General features: G+C 61.9%; 10 protein-coding genes. 8 read left to right on the top strand and 2 right to left on the bottom strand.

The genetic code is table 11. The annotated features are described in order from the left end of the window. The first annotated feature begins 61 nt into the window (after nucleotides 1–61). From ABI796_RS12910 to ABI796_RS12900, 3 genes are read left to right on the top strand one after another with little or no spacing between them, the layout of a single operon-like run. Nucleotides 62–478, top strand: coding sequence for an MGMT family protein (locus ABI796_RS12910; RefSeq protein WP_141285691.1), 417 nt, complete (start codon nucleotides 62–64; stop codon nucleotides 476–478). Further along, a complete protein-coding gene (locus tag ABI796_RS12905) occupies nucleotides 475–3,816 on the top strand; it encodes an ATP-dependent DNA helicase (RefSeq protein ID WP_141285693.1) in 3,342 nt (1,113 codons plus the stop codon). The genes ABI796_RS12910 and ABI796_RS12905 overlap by 4 nt, the downstream gene beginning before the upstream one ends. Beyond that, nucleotides 3,813–7,364 carry an ATP-dependent DNA helicase gene (locus tag ABI796_RS12900; RefSeq protein ID WP_141285695.1) on the top strand — a complete coding sequence of 1,184 codons (3,552 nt, stop codon included), beginning with the start codon at nucleotides 3,813–3,815 and terminating at the stop codon, nucleotides 7,362–7,364. Before ABI796_RS12905 ends, ABI796_RS12900 begins: the two co-directional genes overlap by 4 nt. Nucleotides 7,365–7,380: 16 nt before the next feature. Here the strand turns inward: ABI796_RS12900 and ABI796_RS12895 are convergent, their stop codons facing one another. Continuing rightward, the gene (locus tag ABI796_RS12895) at nucleotides 7,381–8,583 is read right to left on the bottom strand and encodes a macrolide 2'-phosphotransferase (RefSeq protein WP_246095872.1); all 1,203 of its coding nucleotides are present in this window, start codon (nucleotides 8,581–8,583) and stop codon (nucleotides 7,381–7,383) included. A 194-nt stretch (nucleotides 8,584–8,777) separates the two neighbouring features. On the opposite strand from ABI796_RS12895, the gene nudC reads away from it, so the two are divergent. From nudC to ABI796_RS12880, 3 genes are read left to right on the top strand one after another with little or no spacing between them, the layout of a single operon-like run. Further along, nucleotides 8,778–9,767 carry an NAD(+) diphosphatase gene (nudC, locus tag ABI796_RS12890; protein WP_141285699.1) on the top strand — a complete coding sequence of 330 codons (990 nt, stop codon included), beginning with the start codon at nucleotides 8,778–8,780 and terminating at the stop codon, nucleotides 9,765–9,767. Continuing rightward, nucleotides 9,764–11,896, top strand: a complete 2,133-nt coding sequence (locus ABI796_RS12885) for an ATP-dependent DNA helicase UvrD2 (RefSeq protein ID WP_141285701.1) — start codon at nucleotides 9,764–9,766, stop codon at nucleotides 11,894–11,896. The genes nudC and ABI796_RS12885 overlap by 4 nt, the downstream gene beginning before the upstream one ends. Then, complete coding sequence (locus ABI796_RS12880) at nucleotides 11,896–12,522, top strand: M48 family metallopeptidase (protein WP_141285703.1); 627 nt, start codon at nucleotides 11,896–11,898, stop codon at nucleotides 12,520–12,522. The genes ABI796_RS12885 and ABI796_RS12880 overlap by 1 nt, the downstream gene beginning before the upstream one ends. A 110-nt stretch (nucleotides 12,523–12,632) precedes the next feature. On the opposite strand, the gene ABI796_RS12875 is transcribed toward ABI796_RS12880, so the two are convergent. Continuing rightward, complete coding sequence (locus ABI796_RS12875; protein ID WP_141285705.1) at nucleotides 12,633–14,108, bottom strand: zinc-dependent metalloprotease; 1,476 nt, start codon at nucleotides 14,106–14,108, stop codon at nucleotides 12,633–12,635. Nucleotides 14,109–14,318: 210 nt separating this feature from the next. On the opposite strand from ABI796_RS12875, the gene ABI796_RS12870 reads away from it, so the two are divergent. Together ABI796_RS12870 and ABI796_RS12865 are read left to right on the top strand one after the other, a co-directional pair. Next, nucleotides 14,319–15,455 (top strand): PDZ domain-containing protein, encoded by a 1,137-nt coding sequence (locus tag ABI796_RS12870; protein ID WP_141285707.1) that lies wholly within the window; start codon nucleotides 14,319–14,321, stop codon nucleotides 15,453–15,455. 41 nt (nucleotides 15,456–15,496) lie between these two features. Beyond that, a complete protein-coding gene (locus tag ABI796_RS12865) occupies nucleotides 15,497–18,577 on the top strand; it encodes a UPF0182 family protein (protein WP_141285709.1) in 3,081 nt (1,026 codons plus the stop codon). Nucleotides 18,578–18,649 lie beyond the last annotated feature (72 nt).

The following is an 18,649-nucleotide window of genomic DNA, read 5'->3' as shown; positions in this document are numbered from 1 at the left end:
CAAGCTACCGGCTGGGTCCGACACTCTTTGGGCACGACACTCCTGCCGTTACGCTGAACACATGCGGATGGAGTATGTGACGGCGGTTCTGGCCGTTGTAGACCTTGTTCCGCCAGGCTCGGCAGTCTCCTATGGTGACGTCGCTGAGCTTCTGGGCGCCGGCGGGCCACGGCAGGTCGGCGCAGTCATGAGCCACTACGGAAGTTCAGTGGCGTGGTGGCGCGTGCTTCGCGCCAGCGGGGAAGCGCCGCAGGGCCACGAAGCCGATGCCTTGCGGCACTATCTGGACGAATCCACCCCATTGCATGGGGCCTTTAAGGCTTTCCTCATGACTGGCGAAGGCCGGTGGCGTGTCGATCTGAACAACGCCCGATGGGCGCCTACGGACTCCGATTTCGATCAACTTGATGTGATCTCTGACCAGTTGGAGCGTCAACTCCATAAATTGTCGGTACCCGATGATGAAATGACTGTGTGACCGCCACTCCTGCCAAAACCCGTAAAGCATCGGCAGCCCTCCGCCTGCTTCCGCCGCGCGAGACCCACTATGCGGCACCCGCGCTGTCTCCGGATCAGAATGCGGTTGTTTCCCTGCGCCAAGGGAGCGGCCCCATCCTTGTGCCGGGCGGACCGGGCACGGGGAAGTCAACAGTTCTCGTGGAATCTGCGGTACGCCGCGTCCGGGATGATGGTCTGAACCCGGAGCAGATCCTCATCCTTGCACCCGGGCGCCACGCTGCTGCGGCACTGCGGGACACCTTCACAGGCCGGTTGGACCGCAGTCTGAGTACCACGCCCGCGCGAACGTGGGCGTCATACGCTTTTGACGTTATTCGACGGGCAAAAGCTGAGGGCATCCTGCCGCTAACAAGGCCACCGAAGCTTTTGTCCGGCCCCGAGCAGGACCTCATCATCAAAGAGTTGCTGGAAGGTCACAACCGTCCGGGGTTTCAGCTGCCCTGGCCGGAGGATCTTACAGCGGCACTTCCTACCCGGGGCTTCCGTCACGAGATCCGGGAGTTGTTTGACCGCATCATCGAATCGGGGCGCACCGCAGAGGACCTGGTTGGCCTTGCCTATGAGTGCGGAAGGCCGGATTGGATGGCAGCAGCCCAGCTGTACAGCGAGTACCGGGATGTCCTGGACCTCCGCATGCCGGAGGCCTTTGACCCGGCCGGAATCATCACTACTGCCCGCCAGATTTTCCAGGATTCGCCGGAATTCCTGGCTGCCGAGCGGGAACGGCTCCAGCTCATTTTGGTGGATGACGCCCAGGAATCGAACCCGGCAGTGTTCGAGCTCCTTGCCGATGTCGGTGAGGGGAAGGACATTGTGGTGACGTTCTCGCCGGACACAGTGGTGCAGGGTTTTCGCGGCGCACGGCCGGACTTGGTCGCAGAGCTGCCAACGCTTCTGGGCGGCGCGCAGCAAAATGTGCTCCAACGTCCCCTGTCCGTAACTCATAGGCACACGCCGGAAGTGGCTGAGGCTTGGACCCGCGTGGCAGCCCGCATCTCGCAGCGTTCCGGTGGCCAATTGGCCAGGCAGTTGGAACAACCCCACACTCGCAAGGGCTCTTCCGAGGCAGTTGACAGCGACGGCCGCGTAGAGGGGCATGTGCTTCCCTCGGCCGTGCACGAGCTACGGTACATTGCTCAGCGCATTCTTGAGGCACAGCTCCGGGAATCCCGGGAGTTCAGCGATATCGCCGTGATTGTCCGCAACGGCGGACTGATTTCCCAGATGCAGCGTTACCTCAGCGGCCAAGGGATTCCGGTTCGAGTTCCGGTAGCGGATTCGGCTGTCCGTGACGAGGTCGCTGTTCGTCCGTTGCTGGAAGCCTTTGCCGTTGTACTGGACCCTGCCAAGCTAACGCCGGAAGTGGCGGTTTCGCTTCTGACGTCCCGCATCGGAGGAGCCACCGCCATTGAACTGCGGAGGCTGCGGCAGTCCCTGCGCCGTGAAGAACTCCTCGGGGGTGGGGGTCGCTCCAGCGATGCCCTGTTGGTCGAGGCCTTGCTCCAGCCCGGGGCTCTGGCTTCGTTGGGGATAGAGGGCAGTTCAGCCCGCAGGCTTGCCCGCATGATCGCAGCTGGAACCGCTGCAGCAGCCGAGCCGGGCGCCAACGCAGAGTCCGTCCTGTGGGCTTTATGGCACGCTACCGGGCTGTCTTCCCGCTGGGCGGAAACGGCCCTTGAAGGTGGCAATGCCGGGGCTCGTGCCGATAGGGACCTTGACGCAATGATGGCGCTGTTCCACACAGCTGAGCGCTTCGTGGACCAACTGCCCGGTTCCGGTCCCGAACAATTCCTTGACTACCTGTTGAACCAGGAACTGCCCATGGACACTCTTGCCGCAAGGGCTCAGCTGGAGGCTTGCGTGGAGATTATGACTCCCGCCAGTGCTGCCGGCCGGGAATGGCCGGTAGTGATCGTAGCCGGGCTCCAGGAAGGCATATGGCCCAACACCCGTTTGCGGGGAGAGCTGCTGGGCAGCACTGTCTACGCTGATGCCGTTGAGCACGGAGTGGACTACGCCCTCCGGCGTGGGCCCCTTAGCAGGCTCCGGGATATTCGATACGACGAACTCAGGAGTTTCTCAACGGCAGTCTCTCGAGCCCGTGAAGTGTTGATTTGCACAGCCGTGTCCTCCGAGGACGAACAACCTTCTGCCTTCCTGGACTACGTGGCCCCGTTGGGTTCCGGTGAATACAAGCGCGGCTACACCCCGGTTGACCGACCCATGACCCTGAGGGCCCTTGTTGCGGAACTGAGGCAGCATGCCCAATCCCAGGAGCACGGGGTAGGGGATGCCCGTACCGCACATGAGGCGGCACGGATATTGGCACGGCTGGCCCGTACGGAACCGCCGGTTCCGGGTGCGCACCCGGACACTTGGTGGGGTCTGGCCGCGCTGAGCTCCCAGGAAGCCGTGGTGCCGCCTGGAGGTACGGTCTCTGTTTCGCCATCCAAAGTGGAGGCTGTCCACAAGTCCCCGCTGGACTGGTTTGTTCAAGCAGCCGGCGGTGAAGCGGCCACCGACTTCGCGCGCAGCCTGGGCACCTTGGTCCACAGTATTGCCCAGGAGCTTCCAGAGGCCTCAGGAGCCGAGTACGTTGCTGAACTTGTACGCCGTTGGCCAACCTTGGGCATGAAAGATAACTGGGAAGGAAAGCTCGATTTTCAGCGGGCCGAACTCATGGTCCGGAAATTGGCCCAGTATGTTCTGATCATGCGCGCCGAGGGTAGAAGCCTGCTGGCCGTGGAGCACGACTTCGAAGTTCAGCTCCCGGATGTCGCGGTTGAGCCCCTGGGCGTTGACGCTTCTGAAAGCGTTCAAGAGGAGGCCTCCCGTCACGCGGTGCTCCGTGGCCAGGTTGACCGACTCGAGATAGATCCGGAGGGCAGGCTCGTGATCGTGGACCTCAAAACGGGAAAACGGCAACCGGGAAAGGCGGAGGTTGCCAAACACCCCCAACTGGGTGCCTACCAGGCGGCTGTCCTGAAGGGTGCTTTCCAGGATGCTGGATCTGGAGGGGAACCGCCCCTCGCCGGGTCGGCAAGCGGCCCTGTCCCCGGCGGAGCCGTTCTGGCCCAACTGGGGACAAAAACCAAAGGGCCGGCGGTACAGCAGCAGGATCCGTTGGATCCTGCAGACAACTGGGCCGAGGGCCTCGTCAACGAAGCGGCTGCCCTGATGGCCGGCTCGACGTTTGAGGCGCGGCATGATCCCGGCAAGGGAGGGCATGGCGGACACGGATGCCGCCTTCCGGATGTTTGCCCGCTGTGCGCCAGAGGAAAGCAGGTCACCGAATGACAACCGAGCTCCTGGACGGCTCTGCCTCCCTTCCCCTTGACTTCCAGTCAGTGCCTGAGCCAAGGTTTACACCTTCTGAGCTGGCCACCATCCTTGGTGAGAAGAACCACCCGACGCCCGAGCAGGCGGACATCATTGCTTCTCCGCTCTCACCTCGCCTGGTGATCGCAGGGGCGGGTTCGGGCAAGACGGCAACCATGGCAGACCGTGTGGTGTGGCTGGTGGCTAACGGCTGGGTGCGTCCGGAAGAAGTTCTCGGCGTGACATTCACCCGCAAAGCTGCCGGAGAACTGGCGAGCCGCATACGTTCCAAACTGGCCACTCTCCAGCGCATAGCTTCGGAGGACAACGGCAGCATTGGATTTCCGGAGGGGCTCCTTGGTGCCGATGACCTTGAGCCCAAGGTATCCACGTACCATTCCTATGCAAGCGGCATCGTCTCAGACTACGGCCTAAGGCTGGGCATCGAACGGGACGTCGTGTTGCTGGGAGGAGCGCAGTCCTGGCAACTTGCGAGCGAAGTCGTCGAAGCGTACGACGGTCAGTACGAGCATTTCACGGCCGCCAAATCCACGCTCGTCAATGCGGTCATCCAGCTTGCGGGAGAGTGCGCCGAGCACCTTCAGAATCCGGCGGAGGTAAGGGACTGGGTTCTGGAGCGGGTTCAGACGTTTGAACAGCTTCCCTACGTGGCCGGCGCCAAGAAAAATCCCACCCAGGCGGCTGCGGAGCTTGCCGCGATGCTCAGGACACGCGCCAGCGTTGCCGACATGGTGGTTCGTTACCAGGAAGCAAAACGACAACGCGGTGTCCTGGACTTCGGAGACCTCGTGGCGCTTGCTGCCCGCATCGCCAGTGACATTCCGCTCGCTGCCACCACTGAACGTGCCCGCTACAAAGTAGTGCTCCTGGACGAGTTCCAGGACACGTCCCACGCGCAGCTGGTCCTGTTCTCACGTCTATTCGGTCAAGGCCACGCAGTTACTGCAGTGGGTGACCCCAACCAGTCCATTTATGGTTTCCGCGGCGCTTCGGCCGGCCAGCTGTTCCACTTTGTGCAGGAGTTTCCGGTGCGTCACGCGGACCCCTCCGGCGGGCAGGTGTCCTACTCCGTTGCGCCCACTTCCTACTTGACCACAGCATGGCGGAACGGGCGGAACATCCTCCGGGCAGCAAACACCATTGCAGCGCCCTTGAACAGAGCGGCAGCCGCCGACGGCCCGGCGGGGGAGAGGGAGACGCCCGGGTCCGTTTCCGTCCCGGCATTGGTTCCAAGCCCCGCCGCGGTGGATGGAAGCGTGGTGATTGCCCGGTTTGGAACAGACGAAGAAGAAGCCGCAGTCATAGCCCGCGATGTCCGCCGGTACCGGAGGACTGTTTTTGAGGAAGAGAAGGACGGCACCCCGGTCCAGCCCACCATGGCCGTCCTCTGTCGCCGACGCGCGCAAATGGAGTGCATCCGCCGTGAGTTCGAGGTCCAGGGAATTCCCTACGAGATCGTCGGGCTGGGCGGCTTGCTGGATACGCCGGAGATCGTGGATTTGGTGGCCACCCTGCGCGTCCTTGCCGATCCCGGACGTTCGGATGCCTTGATGAGGTTGTTGGCAGGCGCACGGTGGCGGATTGGTCCGGCAGACTTGATGGCTTTCAGCGACTGGTCCCGTTTCTTGGCCCGACGACGCTCGGCGCCGGAAGCCCAATCAGAATCCTTTGACAACGAAGAACCGTCAGGAACTGTGATTGAGAGTGACATCACCGATGCCGCAAGCCTCGTTGAGGCCCTTGATTTCCTCCCTCGGCCCGGCTGGACTTCCGGCCATGGGAGGAGCCTGAGCGCTGCTGCCCTGGAACGCCTGACCACGCTGGCCTCGGAGCTTCGGGCACTCAGGAGCTACATAGGAGATGACCTCACCACACTGCTGGGCGAGGTGGAACGAGCCATGCTCCTGGACATTGAGGTCGCCGCCAAACCGGGGGTCAGCATTCACCAGGCGCGGCGCAACCTGGATGCATTCCAGGATGCAGCAGCAGGCTTCCTGCAGACCTCACAGCGTATTGACTTACTGGCCTTCCTGGCGTGGCTTGAAGCCGCTGCCTCTGAAGAAGGCGGCCTGGATGTGGCTCCCGTTGAGACCAACAGGGAAGCGGTGCAACTGCTCACTGTCCATGCTTCCAAGGGTTTGGAATGGGACGTCGTCTTTGTCCCCGGACTCAACGCCGGTTCGTTCCCCAGCAGCAGGGATTCGCGCTGGAGTACAGGCGCTGCGGCCCTGCCATGGCCGTTGCGTGGGGATCGGGGCGACCTCCCGCAATGGGATCTTGATCAACCTGACCAGAAGGGGTGGCTGGATGCGGAGAAGGACTTCAAATCCGAGGTCCAGCACCATGGTGAGGCTGAAGAGAGGAGGCTTGCGTACGTCGCCTACACTCGGGCGAAGTTCGTCCTGTGGGCGTCCAGTGCTGCCTGGAATGGTTCTCGATCCGGTATGGCCGGCATGTCTGCCTTTCTCTCCGAGCTGGCGCCGCTGGCAGGAGGTGCACACGAGGAGGACCACGGCGGCCGGGCCGATCAAGTCGGGAGTGCACCGTCAGTCGGGAGCGCACCGTCAGCCCGAGCTGCGGTGGTCCATGCGGAATCGGTGGCCGAGGAGGCCTTGCCTGAGGAAAGCCCGCTGACCTCAGTGCTTGAAGTTGCGCTGTTTCCTTATGACCCCTTGGAAGGGCCTTCGGATCCACGGACCGGTGCCCGCCTCCGGCTGACTCCTGGCAGAAGGGCGGCTATGGATCAGGCAGCGGACATGGTTCGTACATACATGGAGGAAAACGGCACGGCACCGGCAGAAGATCTGGCGGGCGTTGCAGGGAGATGGTCGCAGGAAGCTGATCTGTTGCTGGATCGGCAGCGCTCGCTCAAGAGCATTCAGGACGTCCACCTCCCCAGCCACATCTCTGCGTCCCTTTTTGTTGACCTGGGGGCTGACCCGGGGGCAGTGCTGTCCCAGCTGCGCAGGCCGGTTCCCCGCGAGCCGGGCATCTCCGCTCGGAAGGGTACTGCTTTCCATGCCTGGGTGGAGGAGTACTTCGGGACTACGGGAATGCTGGATCTTGATGAAGCGCCGGGCTCAGACTCCCATATTGACCAGGCTTACGGCCTGGATGAGATGGTGGCGGCGTTTAAGAACTCTGAATGGGCCCAACGTGCTCCTGCGTTCGTTGAAGTACCCGTGGAAACACGGATTGGGGACGTCGTAGTCCGTGGGCGCATCGATGCCGTATTCCGTGATGCCGACGGCCGCTGGCAACTCATCGACTGGAAGACCGGCCGCCGCCCTGCAGGTCAGCAACTGGCGGTCCGGGCCGTGCAACTCGCGGTTTACCGGCTTGCGTGGGCACGGCTCAAAGACGTCCCGCTCGAGGACGTCAGCGCCGCCTTCTACTATGTGGCGGATGACGCGGTGGTGCGCCCGCATGATCTTGGCAGTGCCGAGGAGTTGGAGCTGATCGTCCAGCGGGCGTTGAAGAGCGGCAGCTCCCTGGCAGCCGAATAGGTGAAAGCGGGAGACCTCAGGAACGCTCGGCCGCGCGAAGCGGCGTTACATTGACCACACTGATGGCGGCTGTGGAGGTGTCCTCGGAGCCTGAGGTGGTGCCGGCGTCGTTGTTTCCGGCGTCCGCAGAGTTCGGCTCCTCCGGAATTGCGGCGACGCTGACAGCAGGGACATTGGCAGCAGGGGCATTGCCATCAAGGACATTGACAGGGGAGACGCTGACAGCCGGGAGGCTGACCGGCGAATCCGGGGCAGTATCCAAGGCGGCCTCGTGAGCGGCTTGCGCCGCTTCTTCATCGCGGCGCATCTGCTGGTCGATGTCGTCGGCAAGGGTTTGGAGCATCGACTCCGCTTCCGCCGTCATGCTTTGGTGCCCTGCCGCCATGGCCTTGACCAGATATTGGGCAAGGGCAAACTCGGCCAGCAGCGCCGCCCGGCGTAGAAGGTGGGCGTCGGGGACATCGCGGCGTGCCTGGGTGTAGTGGGTAAGGACCGCCTCAACGAAGGATGCTTCATTGGAGGCCACCAGCCAGGCGAAGTCGTCCGCAGGGTCTCCGATCCGTAGATCTGTCCAGCCGGTCAGGGCCGTGACAGTGTCGTCGTGGACCATGAGGTTGTCTTCGTGGAGGTCCCCGTGGACCACTGAGGGATTGAAGCGCCATAGAGCGACGTCTTCCAAGGCGTGCTCCCAACGACGCAGCAGGGTGGCCGGAATCTTGCCGGTGGTTGCTGCTTGGTCCAGTTCGTTGAGTTTGCGTTGCCGGAACTCATTGGCCGAGTAGCTGGGAAGATCTGCATTGATGACCAAGGTCAGAGGCAGGTCATGAATGGCTGCTAGAGCTGTTCCCACTTCCCGGGCCAGGGAGGGGCTCCCGGCTGAGAGTTCTTCAATGGAAAGCGTCGAGCCTTGAAGGTGCGCGTAGACGAAGGTGGTCAAGGCACCCTGCCGCACAGTGCCGGCAATGGTGGGTACGTGAAAAGGCAGTTCGGCGCGGATGGCCGGCGCAAAGGCCCGCAGCACCATGAATTCGGTTTCCAGCCGTGTGCTGGCTTCGGGATGGCGCGGAGAACGAACCCGCCAGCGTTTGCCTTCCGCGTCGAACAGCAACGCTGAGTCGAAGTCGGCGTCGTCGTCGGGGGAATAGGCTGCGGCCGTCGGCGCCAGGCCGGGCACCGCCGCGGTTGCTATGGCGGCCAGTTCTAGCGGTGTTCTTCTCACGTTCTCAACGGTAGATTGAGTGCGGCTTCTGGCCATGATGCAGTGCGGCGAGTCTTCAGATCCGCAGCAAATGCACAGCAATTATGGAGCAAAAACCGGGTACGGGGCCGGATCAGGCAAGCTTAGGCGAAGGTGTCCACAGCGGGGGACCTATCCAAATGTTTTTTGTCGGTGCGAGTCAGTACGGTAGATACATGAGTCAAACGGAGTCACCGGCGCTTGCCAACCACCTGATGGAGACTGTTCTTCCTGTCCGCCCTGCCATGGTGGATCGGGGCTCGGGCATCCGCATGAAACCGGGGATGGTTGAGGAGCTCATTGCCTCCGGCTCGGCGAAGGCCATGGTGATTTCCCAGCGCAAGGCCTTGGTCACCGCTGACGGGCTGTGGTTCGGCGACGCCGCTACGCTGTGGAATGCTCTTGGCGGATCAGCTTCCGGGGCTGCTGCGGCCATATACCTGGGCACAACCCTGACGTCCTCCTCGTTGCCTGAAGGCACATCCGTGGTCCTGTTCACGGTCCCGGAACCGCCCGCTCCGGGAACGGCGACTGTGCCCTTGGATGCTGAGTGGGCAGGATTCCGGGATGTCGCGGCACGCCTGGATGCCAAGGACACCGCTTTGTTCATCGAGGCAAGCGCAATATCCAACTGGCACGCAACCCATACGCATTGTCCACAGTGCGGCACGCCCACTGATATTGAAGCAGGCGGCTGGGTTCGCCGGTGTCCCAAGGACAATTCAGAGCACTACCCACGCACGGATCCGGCCATCATCGTCACGGTGGTTGGCCCCGATGGCCGCCTTCTCCTCGGTGGGGGTGGGCCCCTTGACGCCAAAAACTACTCCACGTTGGCAGGATTCGTTGAGCCCGGCGAATCTCTTGAACAGGCCGTTGTGCGGGAAATCGGGGAAGAAGTAGGTGTCCGTGTGACTGCCTGCCAGTACCTGGGTTCGCAGTCCTGGCCCTTCCCCGCCTCACTCATGTTGGGCTTCACGGCCAAAACGGACGACGCCGTTGCTCGGCCGGACGGCGTAGAGGTCACCCGTGCGCGGTGGTTCAGTCGCGAGGAGTTGCAGGAGGCCGTCTTGAGCGGTGAGATTACTATCTCGACGCGCTTGTCCATTGCGCGTTCCTTGATTGAGCATTGGTACGGCGGCGTCATCGAAGACCTCCAGCCGTGACCGAAGGAGTTTTCCAGCTCGGTGTCTCGCTTGAGGAGCGCATCCTCGACGGCTTGGACGAAGAGCAACGCGAAGTCGCCAGTACCCTGACCGGACCCATGTGCGTCCTCGCAGGCGCTGGCACGGGTAAAACGCGTGCCATCACCCACCGCATTGCCTACGGGGTTCATTCCGGCGTGTACAGTCCCCAGCGGCTGCTGGCCGTGACTTTTACTGCCCGGGCCGCAGCCGAGATGCGCAGCAGGCTCCGCGACCTTGGTGTCGCCAATGTTCAAGCCCGAACATTCCACGCAGCAGCCCTGAGGCAGTTGCAGTTCTTTTGGCCTCAGGCAATAGGCGGCACATTGCCGAGCCTGTTGGACCATAAAGCCAATATGATTGCCGAGGCATCCCGTAGGCTCCGCCTCAGCACGGATCGTGCATCCATCAGGGATCTGGCGGCCGAAATCGAGTGGGCCAAGGTGTCCATGCTGACCCCGGCCAATTATCTGGAGAATGCCCAGGGTCGCGGCACCCCCGGAGGTTTCGATCTCACCGCGGTTTCCAGGGTGTTCCAGGCCTACGAGGACATCAAGACTGACCGCAACGTTATCGACTTCGAAGACGTCCTGCTCATCACTGTGGGAATTCTCCAGGAAGACCCTAAAGTAGCGGCAACAGTCCGGGAGCAATACCGCCATTTTGTGGTGGACGAGTACCAGGACGTCTCGCCGTTGCAGCAGAGGCTTCTGGACCTGTGGCTCGGTGGCCGGAACGAGCTGTGCGTGGTGGGTGACGCCAGCCAGACCATTTACTCCTTCACTGGAGCTTCGCCCAAACATCTTCTGGGATTCAAGGCGCAGTTCCCCGAAGCAACCGTCGTCAAGCTCATTCGTGACTACAGGTCCACTCCGCAGGTGGTGAAGTTGGCCAACGACCTCCTCGGTTCCCGCCGAAGCGGCGGACCCACAGCGGATGCCGCGTGGGCCGCGCCGCTCAAGCTCGTTGCCCAACGGCCGTCCGGTCCGGAGCCCCGCTTCATGGAATGCCCGGATGACGAAGCCGAGGCAGCCGTGGTGGCCGGCAGGATCCAGGAACTGCTCAACGCAGGAGTCAAGGCAAGCGAGATCGCCATCCTGTTCCGCACAAACGGTCAGTCTGAAGCGTACGAGCAAGCACTGGCCTCTGCCGGCATCGGGTACCAACTCCGGGGAGGCGAGAGGTTTTTCGCGCGCAAGGAGGTCCGTGATGCCATCCTCCAGTTGCGCGCGGCAACCCGCGCCGTGGCCGAGGGGCCCCAGGAAGCGCTGGGGCAGATCGTCAGGGACATCGTGGCGTCACTGGGTTATACCGACGCCGCCCCCCACAACGGGGGAGCGCTGCGCGAGCGATGGGAATCCTTGGCGGCGCTGGTTGCCTTGGCTGATGAGCTTGCTGTCAGCCGCGGGGAGTCCTTCACATTGGCGGAGTTCGTCAACGAGCTCCAGGAGCGCTCGGTAGCCCAACACGCGCCCACCGTTCAGGGCGTCACGCTTGCTTCCCTCCACGCAGCCAAGGGGTTGGAATGGGATGCGGTGTTCCTGGTGGGCCTCAGCGAAGGCCTTATGCCCATTTCCTTTGCAGATACCCCCGAAGACGTGGACGAAGAGCGAAGGTTGCTTTACGTGGGCATTACCCGGGCGCGCGAACATTTGAATCTTTCCTGGTCTACTGCCCGGACCCCGGGTGGCCGTGCCAACCGCAAGCCTTCCCGGTTCCTCGACGGACTTCGCCCTAATTCCGTGGCGTCCGCCAACGCCCGCAGCAAGACCGGTCCCACGCGGCGCAAAGCCGCTGTCCCGGCGTCGTGCAAGGTTTGCGGAAGCATGTTGGCCAGTGGGGCCGAGCGCAAGGTGGGTCGCTGTAATCAGTGTCCGCCCAGCTACGAGGAACAGACGTTTGAGGCTTTGAGGCAGTGGCGGAGAGACGAAGCCCAATCAGCTGATGTTCCAGCATATGTAGTGTTCACCGATGCCACTTTGACCGCCATCGCCGAGGCTAAGCCGTCTTCACTGGAGGAACTTGCTGGATTGGCTGGCATTGGCCCTTCCAAGCTCGAACGCTATGGCGAAGCGGTCCTTGCCGTACTCGCTGAGAGCAGCGAACTCTGATGTCCCGTCAGTCCGCCTCCGACGCCGGCGTTCCGCACGTCACCGATGACGGCGCCCCGGTGGTCGTTCGTCGTTCAGCAAGGCGGCGCCGGACTGTCGCCGCCTTCTGGGAAGACGGCAGCGCTGTGATCGCCATTCCTGCCAGCTTCACCAAATCCCAGGAACGGGAATGGGTTCGGAAGATGCTGGCCAAGTTGAAGAAGCAGGGGGAGCGGCAAACCGGTTCGGGAAGGCGTCGTCCGGCCACTGATCAAGCCCTCGCCAAACATGCCGAGTACCTGTCGCAAACCTACCTCGGCGGGCGGGCCGTCCCGTCATCGGTCAGGTGGGTATCCAACCAGAACTCCCGTTGGGGTTCGGCCACCCCCGCCGACGGCACCATAAGGTTGTCGAATAAACTTCAGCGAATGCCGCAATGGGTCATTGACTACGTCCTGGTCCACGAGCTCGCCCACTTGCTGGTGGCGGGGCACAATGCCGCATTCTGGAAGCTGGTTGAGGCCTACCCTGAGACTCAGCGGGCCAAGGCGTTCCTGGAAGGCGTTGCCTTCGCTACATCCCGGGGTATTCCGGCGGAAGCTGACACGGAGGATACCGGCAACACGGCCGGGGCCATAGCTGACTAGGACATAGAAGGCTTAACGCACAGTGGCCGCCACGGAGATGGCGGCCGCTGTGCAGGTACCTTAGCCGTGCAGTTATGTTTCGTTGTGCAGATACCTCTTAGGACTCTTGCTTACTTGCTTGGTGCCTGGGGGTTGTTGTCGTCGCTTTCCGGTTCTTCGCCGGAAACGTTCTCGGTTGAATTGCCCTCGGGGCTTGAAGGTCCCTCCGGTTCCGGAGCGTCGGCGTTCTCTTCCTCGGCGGTTTCGTAGCCGCCGCTCAAAAGCTTCTGCAGGGCATCGTCAACTTCGCTGTCACTTGCTTCAGCCAAGCGCCGCCGTTCGGAGAAGCCCTTGGGGTCGTCCAGATCCTCACCGGTGGGCAGGAGATCCGGGTGGTGCCAGATCGCGTCGCGGCCGGCGATGCCCCGTTCTTCCTTCAGCGTCGCCCATAGCGTTGCCGCTTCGCGTAGCCTGCGGGGCCGAAGTTCAAGGCCCACGAGGGAGGAGAAAGCGTGCTCAGCCGGTCCGCCTGTAGCCCGGCGACGACGCACGGTTTCGCGCAGCGCGGTAGCGGAAGGCAGCACCTTGTCAGTGGCTTCGGCTGTGAGCTCGTCCACCCAGCCTTCCACCAAGGCGAGGGCTGTTTCGAGCTTCTCCAAGGCAGCGGTCTGGACAGGCGTGCGTTCGGGGGTGAAGACTCCCTGTGAGAGTGCTTCCTGGATTCCTTCGGGGTTGCTGGGGTCAAGATCCCTGGCAAGGTCTTCTATGCGGGACATGTCAATGTGAATTCCGCGGGCGTAAGCCTCGATTGCTCCCAAGAGATGACCGCGCAACCAAGGAACCTGGACAAACAGGCGTGCATGGGCGGCCTCACGAACGGCAAGGAAGAGCCGAACGTCGTTCTCAGGAAGGCTGAGGCCTTCCCCGAATTTGGCTACATTGGCAGGCAACAGTGCCATTTCGAGGTCTGCCAGGGGAACTCCGATGTCAGTGGAGCTGACAACCTCAGCTGAGAGCGCACCGATGGCCTGGCCCAGTTGCATGCCGAAAATTGCTCCGCCCATGTTTTGCAGCATGGATGAGGCCCCGCCCATCATGGACTTCATTTCCTCAGGCATTTGCTGGGTGAGGGCGTTTGATAGTGCGTTGGCGATGCTGTTGGCCACCGGCTCGGTCAGACGCTTCCATGTGCCCAGGGTTGCCTCGACCCATTCGGCCCGGGACCATGCGCGGCCGATCAGTCCGGTTGCGGAGAGGTCCGTCACCGGGTCCAGCCACAGCTCTGCCAGCCTGAGCGCTTCGTCAATCTCCCTCGCCTGGTGGGCGTTGACCGAGGGGTCCGTTCCGGCGGCCGCGACGCGGCGGGCGTTCTCGTGGGCGAGTTGCCAGTTAACGGGGCCATCGGAGGTGGAGCTCATCATGGCCTGAACCTGGGCGAACATCTGCTGAAGGAGCTGGGGATCATTGGGCAGACCTGCAGCCTTGGCCAGCTCAGCGGGATCGATGTTGCCCATGCCCTGGCCGCCCATCAGGTTCTGGAGCATTTCTGCCAGCGGATCCTTGGGCGTCTCGTCGTCGTTGGACGGATTGTTGGGATTGGAAGTCATGGTGCCGCCGATCGTCGAACTGGCTGGTGATCTCTTTCACCGTACCGCGCGGCAGGAAGGCTGTCTGCCCGGATGAGCTCCCGTTCGCTGTAGGCAAAGCAGCCCTGGAACCTCAGAACGCGTAGTGTTGTTCTTTGGTATGTGCCGCCGCCGCTCTTGGCGGCAGGAGCCATGGATCCGGTCACGCAATGCCGGCATAGAGAGGCCTCAATGCTTACTTCGCCCAGCCCCGAGGGCTCATTGGCCCCGCGTCAGACGCCCGACGCCGATCCCGCCTCCGTGCCTCAGGCACCGCCCCGTGACGGCCGGTACATGATCATGGTGATTTCCGGCCTTCTGGCATTGGGCCTTGGCATTGGTGCGGCAGCCTTGCCGGTGCCGTATGTCATTGAGTCAGCGGGTCCCACTTTCAACACGCTGGGCAAAGATGGCGATAAGCCCGTGATCAGTATCTCCGGTCGCGATTCCTTTCCGGCCAACGGCAACCTTGACCTCACCACAGTGGTGATGACCGGCGGTCCGAAGACCCCAGCAAGCATTTTCGACGTATTCCGGGCATGGCTGGATCCTTCCAAAGCGATTTACCCGGAGGAACTCATCTACCCCAAGGGCACCACTGCCGAGCAGACGGTGCAACAGGGCGAAATTGCCATGGAAACCTCGCAGGAAAACGCAGTGGCAGCAGCTTTGCGTGAGCTTGAGATCCCGTTTGAACAGCGGCTCAACGTGGTCGGCCTGTCAGATCCTTCCCCGTCCACCGGAAAGATCCAGGAAGGTGACCGCCTGGTTTCCATCAACGGCAAGGCCATCACATCCATGAGCGTGGTCCAGGCAGAACTGGCCGCCACAGCGGGGGCACCGGTGGTGGTGGGCCTGGACCGGAAGGGTACTTCAGTTTCGGAAACCATAACTCCCACCAAGAATCAGGCCGACCGCTATGTTCTGGGTGTGCTGCTCGCCAGTGATTTCACGTTCCCGTTTGATGTCAGCATCTCCTTGGACAACGTGGGTGGACCGAGCGCAGGCTTGATGTTTGCTCTGGGCATTGTTGACAACCTCACTCCGGGAGACCTCACCGGTGGCAAACACATTGCGGGCACCGGGACCATCACCGCAGATGGAGCTGTGGGGCCCATCGGCGGCATTGCCCAGAAAATGATTGGCGCACGCCAAAAAGGGGCAACCATGTTCCTCGCACCGGCCTCCAATTGCGCCGATGTCGCAGGACATGTCCCGGACGGGCTTCAGGTAGTAAAAGTTGAAACCCTTGCCGACGCCACCGCCGCCGTGGAGCGGCTCGGAGCCGGCCAGGACACGGGGAGCCTTCCCACCTGCACAAACAACTAGACTGACGGTGGAACTTAGCTTCACTGCCACTCGTGGCATAGATGACGGCCTCTGCCACCTCCCAGCGGCAGAGATTGTCAGCACGCGCACACCGACTGTTCACTGACACCAATGAGGTACAGAGTTTGTCCCGTCCCGCCAGCTCCAACCCGCCCGGAAGATCACCGCTGAGACGAGGTGCTCTGACGCCGACGCTCATTGTCGTGGCAGTGGCCGTCGTCGGGTTCATTTTCTTCGCCAATGTGTGGACTGACGTCCTGTGGTATCAGCAGCTTGGCTTCTTCGAAGTTTATATTCGCGAAAACCTCGCCAGGATCATCACGTTCCTCATTGGTTTCGCCATGATGTTTGCCGCTGTCTTCTTCGCCATCAGGATCGCCTACCGCTCCCGGCCCGTCTATGCTCCGGATGCCGAAGCCCGGGACAACCTGAATCGTTACCAGGCCCAGCTTGAGCCTGTTCGCAGGGTTGTCATGATCGGCCTTCCCATCCTGTTCGGTCTCTTTGCAGGCAGCGCGGCTGCCAGCCAGTGGCAGAAGGCCCTGTTGTTCTTCAACCAGGAACCATTCGGACAGAACGATCCTCTGTTCAACATGGACATCAGTTTCTATCTGATGACACTTCCGTTCCTGGGTTTCGTGACCGGATTCCTGATCAGCATCGCAGTTGTTGCCGGTATTGCGGGGATCCTCACGCATTACCTCTATGGCAGCATCCGGCTCATGGAACGCGGCATCTTTACGAGCCGGGCGGCGCAGATCCACATTGCAGTCACCGGCGCTCTCTTCCTGGTCCTGCTGGGCATCAACTTCTGGCTTGACAGGTACACCACCGTTCAAAGCAACTCGGGCCGCTGGGCCGGTGCCCTCTACACGGATGTCAATGCGGTTGTCCCCACCAAGGCGATCCTTGCCGTTGCTGCGGGCCTCGTTGCCATCCTTTTCATCATTGCCGCGGTCATTGGACGCTGGCGCCTGCCGGTGATCGGTACTGCGATGTTGGTCATCACGGCCATTCTGGCCGGAGGCGTTTACCCCTGGGTTATTCAGCAATTCCAGGTACGCCCGTCGGAGAACACCTTGGAAAAGGAGTTCATTGATCGAAACATCAAGATGACGCGGGCCGCGTACGGTTTGGACAAGATCGATGTCTCGGCCTACAACGCCACAACCACCGCCACCACCGGGGCCCTGGCCGCGGATGCGCAGACCACCGCCAACATTCGTCTGCTGGACCCGAACCTTATTTCCTCGGCCTTCGCCCAGCTGGAGCAGTACCGTCCGTACTACCAGTTCCCGCAAACCTTGAATGTTGACCGTTATATGGTTGACGGCAAAGTTCAGGACACCGTCATTGCTGTCCGTGAACTGAATCCGGATGGCCTCAGCGCCAACCAGCAGACCTGGGTCAACAGGCACATTGTCTACACGCACGGTTACGGCGTCGTGGCAGCCAAGGGCAACAAGTTCACCGCGGATGGCAAGCCGGAGTTCCTGCAGTCGGGTATTCCATCCAACGGCGTCCTTGGTAACGACAACACCTATGAGCCCCGCATCTACTTCGGCGAGAACTCACCGGAGTACTCCATTGTGGGTGCACCCGACGGCGCTCCGAACCGGGAGCAGGACCGGCCTGCGGGCCGTGAAGGTGGCGGCGAAACGCAGTACACCTTCAGCGGCAACGGTGGACCAAACGTTGGCAACTGGCTCAACAGAATCCTGTACTCCATCAAGTTCCAGTCTTCGGATCTCCTGCTTTCGGACGGCGTGAACGCGGAATCCCAGATTCTCTACGAACGCAATCCCCGCGAACGCGTTGAGAAGCTTGCTCCCTACCTGACGGTCGACGGAAATGCCTACCCGGCCGTAGTTGACGGTCGCGTGAAGTGGATTGTTGATGGATACACCACCAGCCAGTACTTCCCTTACTCGCAGCCGCAGCAGTTGCAGAACGCCACGGCCGATTCCCAAACGAGTGCCGGCCGCACAGTCGCCTTGCCAAACAGCTCGGTGAACTACATCCGGAACTCGGTCAAGGCCACCGTGGATGCCTACGACGGTTCGGTGAATCTCTACGCCTGGGACGATCAGGACCCCATCCTGAAGGCTTGGCAGAAGGTCTTCCCCACAGTCATCAAGCCGTACTCGGAAATGTCCGGCGACCTCATGAGCCACGTTCGGTACCCTGAAGACCTCTTCAAGGTTCAGCGTGAACTTCTCGGCCGTTACCACGTGACGGATCCGGACAGCTTCTATCAGAACAACGATGCTTGGAGCGTTCCGAACGATCCCACCGTTTCCGAGGCCGTCAAGCAGCCTCCGTTCTACATGTCACTTCAGATGCCTGACCAGGAGAAGCCGGCTTTCCAGCTGACGTCATCGTTCATTCCTCAGACGGTCAACGGTAGTGCGAGGAACATTCTGTATGGATTCCTTGCAGCTGACTCTGATGCTGGAAACGAGAAGGGGGTCAAGGCCGAGAGTTACGGGAAGCTGCGGCTCCTGGAGTTGCCAACCGACACCCAGGTGCCGGGTCCGGGCCAGGCCCAGAACAAGTTCAACTCCGATCCCACGGTCTCCCAGGCGTTGAACCTTCTGCGCCAGGGTGCATCAGATGTGCTGAACGGTAACCTGTTGACTCTTCCTGTGGGTGGCGGTCTGCTCTACGTGCAACCCGTCTACCTGAAGTCCACGGGTGAAACGTCCTACCCCACGCTGCAGCGTGTGCTGGTTGCCTTCGGTGACAAGATCGGCTTCGCGCCCACCCTTGACGAAGCACTGAACCAATTGTTCGGCGGAGACTCCGGCGCTTCTGCCGGGGACGTCGCCAACAACGGCCAGACGCCAACGGCGCCCCCCGGAACAACGACGCCGCCGGCCGGCCCCACCGATGCCAAGGCGGAGCTCAAGGCGGCCCTGGACGAGGCCAACAAGGCCATCCAGGACGGCCAGGCAGCATTGGCTAAGGGTGACTTCGCCGGATACGGTGCGCAGCAGACCAAGTTGTCTGAGGCACTGCAGAAGGCGATCGATGCCCAGAACCGTTTGGATGCCACCCCGGCACCCACGGCGACGCCGGGAGCTACTCCCAGCGCTACACCCTCGCCGACACCAAGCAGTTAGTTCTTTGAGCGCCTGAAAGGCCGGTGCCTGTTCCCTTCGGGGGCGGGTGCCGGCCTTTCGTTTTGGGGGAGA

It is taken from the genome of Paenarthrobacter aurescens, assembly GCF_041549525.1.
GTDB lineage: Bacteria > Actinomycetota > Actinomycetes > Actinomycetales > Micrococcaceae > Arthrobacter > Arthrobacter aurescens.
Note: the sequence above shows the minus strand (reverse complement) of the source record. Positions and strands in the feature narration are given on the sequence as shown.

Bases quoted from the DNA above. Each gene is read 5' to 3' on its own strand.
- ABI796_RS12880 (WP_141285703.1), top strand. From the start codon at position 11,896: ATGTCCCGTCAGTCCGCCTCCGACGCCGGCGTTCCGCACGTCACCGAT.
- nudC (WP_141285699.1), top strand. From the start codon at position 8,778: ATGAGTCAAACGGAGTCACCGGCGCTTGCCAACCACCTGATGGAGACT.
- ABI796_RS12900 (WP_141285695.1), top strand. From the start codon at position 3,813: ATGACAACCGAGCTCCTGGACGGCTCTGCCTCCCTTCCCCTTGACTTC.
- ABI796_RS12870 (WP_141285707.1), top strand. From the start codon at position 14,319: ATGCTTACTTCGCCCAGCCCCGAGGGCTCATTGGCCCCGCGTCAGACG.
- ABI796_RS12875 (WP_141285705.1), bottom strand. From the start codon at position 14,108: ATGACTTCCAATCCCAACAATCCGTCCAACGACGACGAGACGCCCAAG.
- ABI796_RS12865 (WP_141285709.1), top strand. From the start codon at position 15,497: ATGACGGCCTCTGCCACCTCCCAGCGGCAGAGATTGTCAGCACGCGCA.
- ABI796_RS12910 (WP_141285691.1), top strand. From the start codon at position 62: ATGCGGATGGAGTATGTGACGGCGGTTCTGGCCGTTGTAGACCTTGTT.